We start from the raw sequence: 7,107 nt of genomic DNA on the forward strand, positions 1-7,107 counted from the left end.
TGAACGCACATTGACGATGTCGGCCATGCCTCAATGTATCGAGCGGTCAGTCACCATCGGGCCCAAAGGGCGAACGTTGCCTGATGCGGCACTAGTCTGCGGCCACCGGCCGCCTCGTCATCGACGACCCCACAGACGGCTGGGACTGGGACGGATACCTTCCTCCGCTGTTCGCGCTCGACGAGCCGCTCACCATCGACCTGAGCCCGTACTCCACCCAAGCGGACAGGGCGGAGGCCGCACGCCGGGCTTTCGCCGCCGCCGGGCTGCTCGACCCGACACGCATCCACCTGCCCGGCGACGCGACACCGCTCCGCAGGACCCTGAGCACCCTGTTCTGGAAAGAGCACATCAGCCCCGCGATCCGTCGGCACCGGCGCGAGCACGACGGCCTGCAAGTACTCAGCGCGTTCGGCGAGGACTTCTCCTGGCACATCGGAAGCGGGCTGCGCACCTACCCGGTGATCTCCCCCGACCTCGTGCCGTCAGCGGCAGCGCGCGGTATCGCCGAATGGTGCTGGCGCCGCGAGAGCGACGTCGAGGACTGGCACTTCAAGATCGACGACATCGCGATGGCCCGGGCCAACATCGCCGCCACCCGCGCCGTCCTGCCCCACGTCCACTCCGAGGCCATCGACTGGCACGCTGTGCGCCTCGCCCTCACAGCCCCCGCCCGCCGACTCGCGGACGGCCAGGCCCTGCGGGACATCTTCGAAGAAGGTTGGGGGCCGATCCTCGCATCCATCCACCGTGAGATCGACCTGTGGCAACGGGTCGACGAGGATCTCGGCCCGGAGGCCACCATGCGCCTGCTCTCCATACATGGTTCCCACACCGAGTCCGTTGGCGAGTGGTGGGGCTCAGGGTGGTTCGAAACCGTGACCCGCCGCGCTATCGCCCGTGCCGCGGATACAAGCGCCCTCCCGATCTCGGTCATCGAGGTCTTCACAGACCCGGAACACTTCGCTGACGCCGCTGCCGGCCACCCCGACCTCTTGGACGATGACACCTTTGCCTGGCTGACACGTGCCATCTTCCAAGAACGGCTCCTCCGGTACGAGGCGCACCTGCCCCGGACCACCGCACTGGCCCTTCCTGACTGGGCGACGCAGGGCCTTCTGGCTCCGGACGATGAGCCTTCACCGACAGAAGCGTCATGATGAGCGGAATAGAAGCGGGCCCGGCCGCAGCTACGACCGGCGCTCGCGACTGCGCACCGCCGTGAGGGTCTCCGGGTGGTAGATCCCCTTCACCCCGTGCGGCAGGAGCCTCGGATTGAAGTCCACCGCCCGGCTGGCCAGCACCACCAGCTCGGCCGGACCGCTTCGGCGCCACTTCGGCCCGTAGGTGTCGGTGAGGTGCACCCTCAGCAGGTGCCGCGACGCCTCCCACGCCCGGGCCTCCTCGAAGGTCAGGTCGTGATCGAGCATCCAGACTGAGATGCGCCGCATCATGCGGGGTGCCATGAGGAATTGGCCGAAGCTGGGAAGCGGGTTCTTCGAACGTCTGCGCATCAACTCTCCTGCATTGAAAGGTATTCGGGAACTACTGCATCATCTCAACGATGCGGTGCGCATACCGGTATTCCCCGTGGAAAGGGGCAGTTCGGGCCGCCCGCCGCCCCCGCCTCGACCGAGGCGGCCCCAGCACCCCTGTTCGCGCGACGGCCAGCTCGCTTCCGTGTCAGCAACACGGTGCGGGCGAGTGTGGCCGCCAGCCGCCAGCCGATCCGCACCCGGAAAGGCAGGCGTGTCGGCGGACAGGAGCACAATGTGACCCAGGTAACCCTTTCGGCCCATTGGGAGCAGAATGGACAGACGCCTCATCCAGACCGCAGTCGTCGGATCCCCGGACTCCGACGAGCCGGCGATCTGCCCGGAGGACCCGCAGGAGCTGACCGCCTTCCTCAAGGAACACGACGGGACCACCTGGTGGTGCGGCGTGAACCTGACGGGCGGCTGTGGCCGCCAGCTCACGGCCCGACTCTGCCACGACAAGATCTGCCACTTCGCGCACTTCCCCGCCACCAAGGGCGACCCTGGCACCCCGTGCGGGCGACGGGCCCGCGGCAAGGACAGCGCGGACCACCTCTTCATGAAGGCCGATCTCGCGGCCTGGCTCAAGTCGCAGGACATCGCCGTCACCTTCGACTTCCCCGACCCCCGGGGCTCCGCCATCGTCTCCGACCTCGCCGACGGCCGCCGCCTGCTGATCCACCTCGACCGGACCCAGCCTGTGAACTGGGACGACGCTCACGTCACCGAATTCCTCCTCGGCACCGGTGTCCTGATCCCCCCAGACCGCCTCGCCGCCCGCGGCTACGTCCACCGCATCCGCTACGAGAGCGAGCGCGACGGCCGCCGACCGCTGATCATCGGCACCCAGAGGCCCGACCGGACCGACTGGAACGACCTGCGCACCCTCATCCTCACCCCGCAGGGCTTCGCCCCGGCCGCCCGCCCCGAGACGTCCCAGGCCGAGCAGTCCGCCACCGACGTCCCCGTGCCGCCGCAGCACACGGCTGAACGGCGCTCGATCGTCACGGTGACCCGCTCCGACACCGCGGCAGCATCCGCTGCCCGCAACCACGAGGCGGCCCAGGCCGCCATCCGGAACCTCAACTGGGCCGGCCCGGAGCGGCTCCGCAACACCCTGACCACGATCGAGGAACTGCTCACCCACGACCAGAGCGTGGAAGACCGCCGGCACCTGACCGAGGCCCTGGCCGTCGGCCGACGGCGCCTCACCCTGCAAACCCGCCGCCGCGCCGAGGTGATGATCCGGCTGCGCCGGACCGAGCCCGGCACGTTGTCCCGACAGCTCCTGGAGGAGGCCCAGCAGCTGACCTCAGATCCCGGCGCCCCGGAACAGGACCGCGCACTGGTGGCCGAACTGACCGCCCAGTACCGTGCCGAAGCCGAGCAGCGCCTCGCGGCCGCGCGGCAGCAGCGGATCCTGGCCGAGCACCAGCAGCAGGAAGCGCTCCAGCAGCAGCGGGCCGAGCCCCGCCAGCGCCAGGAGCAGGCCCGGGCCGAGCTGGAGGCCGCCCAGCAGCGGAAGGGCGCCGCCCCGGCTGCGCCCCGGCGGCGCGAGACGCAGAAGGCGGCCGCCGAGTACGCCGAACTCGCCAAGCCGCTGCTCGGAGCGCTGAAGAAGGCGGGCCGGGAAGGGGAGACCCGCACCTGGGGGTCCCTCGCCGACCGGACCGGCATCAAGCGCCTGCGGCAGCTCGGCCACTTGGCGAAGGTCGAGGTCCTGGTGATCGCTGAGAGCGGGACCCGCGCCGGCCCCCCGGCCGCTGTCCGCCGAGGTGAGCGCCGAGCAGATGGCCGGCTGGTACCGGCCGCTCGTCCCCAACTTTCACGAGCCCGAAAGCCTGCCAGTTACTTGACGCGGGACAGGATCAGGCAGCCAGGCGGGTGACCTGTCCCGTATCGGTGGCGTCCTCGCAGCGTCTGTGCGGGTGCCGATAAATCATCCATGCAGGTCACGCGGCATGTTGGTACTCGTGCAGGGTGCCGCCGAGTCGGTCTCGCCGGCGGACCTCCAGCCGTCTGATCCGGACTGGTTCATCCATTGGTTCGGGCAGTGGGCGGAGCGGTGCGGCCTGCCGGAGGGCTCGGTGTGGCCGGTGCTCGTTGTAGTGGGTCTCGAATTCCCGGAGTGCGTGGAGGAGGTGGCGCTGGTTCCAGACCAGGGTGCGGTCCAGGAGCTCCCTGCGGCAGGTTTGTATCCATCGCTCCATGAGGGAGTTCATCCGCGGCATCCGGACACCGGTGATGACGACCTCGAGCCCGGCGTCGGCCATCAGGGCATCGAAAGCGGCCGTGAACTTGGAGTCGCGGTCCCGGACCAGAAACCTGGCTTTGCTGCCCGCGTCCTCGAGGTCCATGAGGAGGTTGCGTCCGAGCTGCACGATCCACTCCACGGTCGGGTGTGCGGTGGCGCCGAGGATTTGGATGCGCCTCGTCGAGTGCTCGATGACGGCGAAGACGTACAGGCGCGCCCCGGTCAGGGTGCGGGTCTCGAAGAGGTCGCAGGCGAGCAGGGCTTCAGCCTGGCTGTGCAGGAAGTCGGCCCAGGTCGTGCTCTGCCGCTGAGGTGCGGGCGGGATGCCGTGCTCCTTGAGGATCTCCCAGACGGTGGACGCGGCGACCTTGATGCCGAGGGCTGCGAGTTCGCCGTGGATCCTGCGGTATCCCCACGAACTGTTCTCGCGGGCCAGACGCAGGATCAGGGCGCGGATCGAGCGGACGATGGGCGGGCGCCCGCGCCGCTTCGGTGCGCAGCTCGCGGCGTGGCGTTGCTTGAGCAGGTCGCGATGCCACCGCAGGAGGGTATCGGGGCGGACCAGCAGCAGGAGGTGCCGGAATCTGTCCGTCGGGAGGTGGTGGAGCAGGCCGGCGAGGACGGCGCGGTCGGTGTCGATGAAGGTGGGCTTGCCGACCTGGCGCTGCAGGACCAGCAGTTGATGGCGCAGCGCCAGGATCTCGATGTCTTTCTCCCTGTCGCTCATCGGCAGCAGTCGCAACAGGGCGAAGGTGTTGGTAGCGGCGAGGCAGGCCAGGCGCAGCAGCACGACCGACCATGATGCTCCCAACGCCCTGTGCACGTGAAGACTCTGAAGCGGCGGGCTGGCAAGGCCGGAAAGCGGCGGTCAAGGCCACAACCTGGGCGGATGATTTATCGGCACCCACAGTGCCGGCGGGATGCCGGCGTCCTTGAGGATCTCCCGGACCGTAGATGCGGCCACCTTCACGCCGAGGACGAGTAGTTCGCCGTGCAGGCGGCGGTACCCCCACCCGGGATTCTCGGTGGCCAGGCGCAGGACCAGGGCGCGGACCGAGCGCACGGTCCGCGGTCGACCTCCGCGCTTGGGCCGGGACCGCTCGGCATGACGACGGGCGACCAGGTCACGATGCCAGCGCAGCACGGTGTCCGGCCGCACCAGCAGCCGCATCCGACGCAGCACCTGGGTCGGCAAACCGTGGAGCAGGGCTGCGAGGAATGCCCGGTCGCTCGCTTCGAAGCGGACCCGCACTCCGTTCAGCTGCCGTTCCAGCACGGTGATCTGATGGCGCAGGGCCAGGATCTCCACGTCCTTCTCGCGGTCGCTCATCGGCAGCAGCCGCAGCATCGCGAACGTGTTCGTCACACCCAGATATGCCAGTCTCAGCAGCACAGCCGATCATCATGCCGAGGTGACCGCCGGCTCCGCCAGAGCGCCGACTTGAGCAGCCCCTGCCCGACATCGAAGCCGCCCTCACCAGCCCGGATGGGGTTCTCGGCAAAGGCAGGGTCGGACCGCCCCTGGTCGCGCCGTGAAGCGCGGGAGAATCAACATAGCGGTGACAAAAATCGACACTGTGTAGACTTTCTGCTGGGGGAGCAGTCCAGCTTCCTCGCGAGACCTTCCTGGAGGGGCAATGGAGAAGCGGAACTGGCTCATCACCGGTGTCAGCACGGGCCTTGGACGTGCCTTCGCCCAAGCCGCCCTGGCCGCCGGGCACACCGTCGTCGGCACCATCCGCTCAGAGAAGGATCTGCGGGCCTTCGAAGAGCTCGAACCCGGGCACGCGCACGGCCGCATCCTGGACGTGACCGACGGCGACGCCGTCTCCAGCGTGGTCGCCGAAGTGGAGCGGAGCGTCGGTCCCTTGGACGTCGTCGTCGCCAACGCCGGCTACGGCGTGGAGGGCACCTTCGAGGAAACCCCGCTGGCCGAGGTGCGGCGGCAGTTCGAGGTCAACGTGTTCGGGGCAGTGGCCACCCTGCAGGCGGCGCTGCCCCACATGCGCCGGCGTCGCCGTGGACACCTGATGGCCGTCACTTCCATGGGCGGGCTCATGGCCGTGCCCGGCATGTCGGCCTACTGCGGCAGCAAGTTCGCTCTGGAAGGCATCCTGGAGGCACTGGGCAAGGAGGTCGCACAGTTCGGGATCCACGTGACGGCGATCGAGCCCGGCTCCTTCCGCACCGACTGGGCCGGACGGTCCATGACACGCGCCGCGCGGACCGTCGACGACTACGACGAGCTGTTCACTCCCATCCGCGAAGCGCGGCGGAAGGCCAGCGGGAATCAGCTGGGCAATCCGGCCAAGGCCGGGGACGCCGTCGTGCACATCACATCGGTCGAGCGGCCGCCGGCTCACCTCGTCCTGGGCTCGGACGCGCTGCGACTGGTCACCGCCGCGCGCACGGCCGTGGACGAGGACATCCGCGCATGGGAGACGCTCTCCCGTACGACCGACTTCGCCGAGGGTGCTCAGCTCTGATGCCCGGTCAGCAGCCTGCCAGGGGTCGTCGCACCACCGAACGCAAGGGCGATGTCCGGGAGCGGGCCATCCTCGACACCTGCGAAGCCCTGCTGGCGCAGAAGGGCTACGACGCCATGACCGTCGGCGACATCGCCCAGGGCGCCGGCATCACACGCGGCGCCCTGTACTTCTACTTCGGCTCCAAGCAAGAAGTGGTCACGGCACTCGTGGCCCGGACCGTCGAGCACCTGTGGGAGCGGTCCCGGGTCGCCGCACGGGCGGACGAACCACGCCAGGCCATCGCGGCGGCCATGCGGCGCACAGTCGAGCTGTGGAACGAGCGCGGCCTGGTCATGCGCACGGCGATCGACCTGTCGTTGACCGTGCCGGAGATCGGCGAGCTGTGGAACCACACGGCCGACTTGTTCATCACGGCCATCACCGCCGTCCTGGAACGGGCCGGCATCCAGGCCGGCACCGAACCGGACCAAGCAACAGCGATGGCCCGCGCCCTGTGCTGGATGATCGAGCGGACCTTCTACCACGCCTCGCAGGAGTCCCGCGAGAAGTTGCGAGAGGCATCCGCGACCTGCGAACACATCTGGCTGACCAGTGCCGGTCTGACCACATGAGGCATCCGGCGTGGACGGTGAGGCGCGAGACCGAAGCCAGGGACTCCGAGCCCCACCGTCCACGACCTTCCACGAGCGGAAATCCCGCGAGGCACGAACGTCCTCTCCCGGCTCGATCACCAGCGGGCCCTGACCCCGGATGTTGGACACCAGAGACACTTGGATCTTGATGGTCCAGGTGGACAGGAGTCCCGCTCAGATGGTGATGAAGCACTACC

Annotated in this window: 6 protein-coding genes and 1 pseudogene; 4 read left to right on the forward strand and 3 right to left on the reverse strand. The window is 68.9% G+C overall.

Annotated features, from left to right (window positions below; translation table 11 throughout):
- Positions 1-461 precede the first annotated feature (461 nt).
- Positions 462-1,160 carry a hypothetical protein gene (locus ACIGXM_RS37180; protein ID WP_396568550.1) on the forward strand — a complete coding sequence of 233 codons (699 nt, stop codon included), beginning with the start codon at positions 462-464 and terminating at the stop codon, positions 1,158-1,160.
- Between the two features lie 30 nt (positions 1,161-1,190).
- On the opposite strand, the gene ACIGXM_RS37185 is transcribed toward ACIGXM_RS37180, so the two are convergent.
- Positions 1,191-1,430 (reverse strand): hypothetical protein, encoded by a 240-nt coding sequence (locus ACIGXM_RS37185; RefSeq protein WP_396568551.1) that lies wholly within the window; start codon positions 1,428-1,430, stop codon positions 1,191-1,193.
- A gap of 379 nt (positions 1,431-1,809) precedes the next feature.
- Here ACIGXM_RS37185 and ACIGXM_RS37190 point away from each other — a divergent pair, with 379 nt between their 5' ends.
- Positions 1,810-3,423 carry a hypothetical protein gene (locus ACIGXM_RS37190; RefSeq protein WP_396568552.1) on the forward strand — a complete coding sequence of 538 codons (1,614 nt, stop codon included), beginning with the start codon at positions 1,810-1,812 and terminating at the stop codon, positions 3,421-3,423.
- 64 nt (positions 3,424-3,487) lie between these two features.
- On the opposite strand, the gene ACIGXM_RS37195 is transcribed toward ACIGXM_RS37190, so the two are convergent.
- Both ACIGXM_RS37195 and ACIGXM_RS37200 read right to left on the reverse strand, forming a co-directional pair.
- Positions 3,488-4,579: an integrase core domain-containing protein gene (locus tag ACIGXM_RS37195; protein WP_396568553.1), complete on the reverse strand. Its 1,092-nt coding sequence runs from the start codon at positions 4,577-4,579 to the stop codon at positions 3,488-3,490.
- A gap of 120 nt (positions 4,580-4,699) precedes the next feature.
- A pseudogene (locus ACIGXM_RS37200) lies at positions 4,700-5,182 on the reverse strand (helix-turn-helix domain-containing protein); the annotation flags it as partial.
- A gap of 244 nt (positions 5,183-5,426) precedes the next feature.
- Here ACIGXM_RS37200 and ACIGXM_RS37205 point away from each other — a divergent pair.
- Positions 5,427-6,275: an oxidoreductase gene (locus ACIGXM_RS37205; protein ID WP_396568554.1), complete on the forward strand. Its 849-nt coding sequence runs from the start codon at positions 5,427-5,429 to the stop codon at positions 6,273-6,275.
- On the forward strand, positions 6,275-6,889 hold the full coding sequence (locus ACIGXM_RS37210; RefSeq protein ID WP_396568555.1) for a TetR/AcrR family transcriptional regulator: 615 nt from the start codon (positions 6,275-6,277) through the stop codon (positions 6,887-6,889). Before ACIGXM_RS37205 ends, ACIGXM_RS37210 begins: the two co-directional genes overlap by 1 nt.
- Positions 6,890-7,107 lie beyond the last annotated feature (218 nt).

This window comes from Kitasatospora sp. NPDC052896, assembly GCF_044547075.1.
Classification (GTDB): domain Bacteria; phylum Actinomycetota; class Actinomycetes; order Streptomycetales; family Streptomycetaceae; genus Kitasatospora.

Excerpts from the sequence above, each read along its gene's own strand:
- ACIGXM_RS37185 (WP_396568551.1), bottom strand. The coding sequence starts at position 1,430 with ATGCTCGATCACGACCTGACCTTCGAGGAGGCCCGGGCGTGGGAGGCG.
- ACIGXM_RS37210 (WP_396568555.1), top strand. The coding sequence starts at position 6,275 with ATGCCCGGTCAGCAGCCTGCCAGGGGTCGTCGCACCACCGAACGCAAG.
- ACIGXM_RS37205 (WP_396568554.1), top strand. The coding sequence starts at position 5,427 with ATGGAGAAGCGGAACTGGCTCATCACCGGTGTCAGCACGGGCCTTGGA.
- ACIGXM_RS37190 (WP_396568552.1), top strand. The coding sequence starts at position 1,810 with ATGGACAGACGCCTCATCCAGACCGCAGTCGTCGGATCCCCGGACTCC.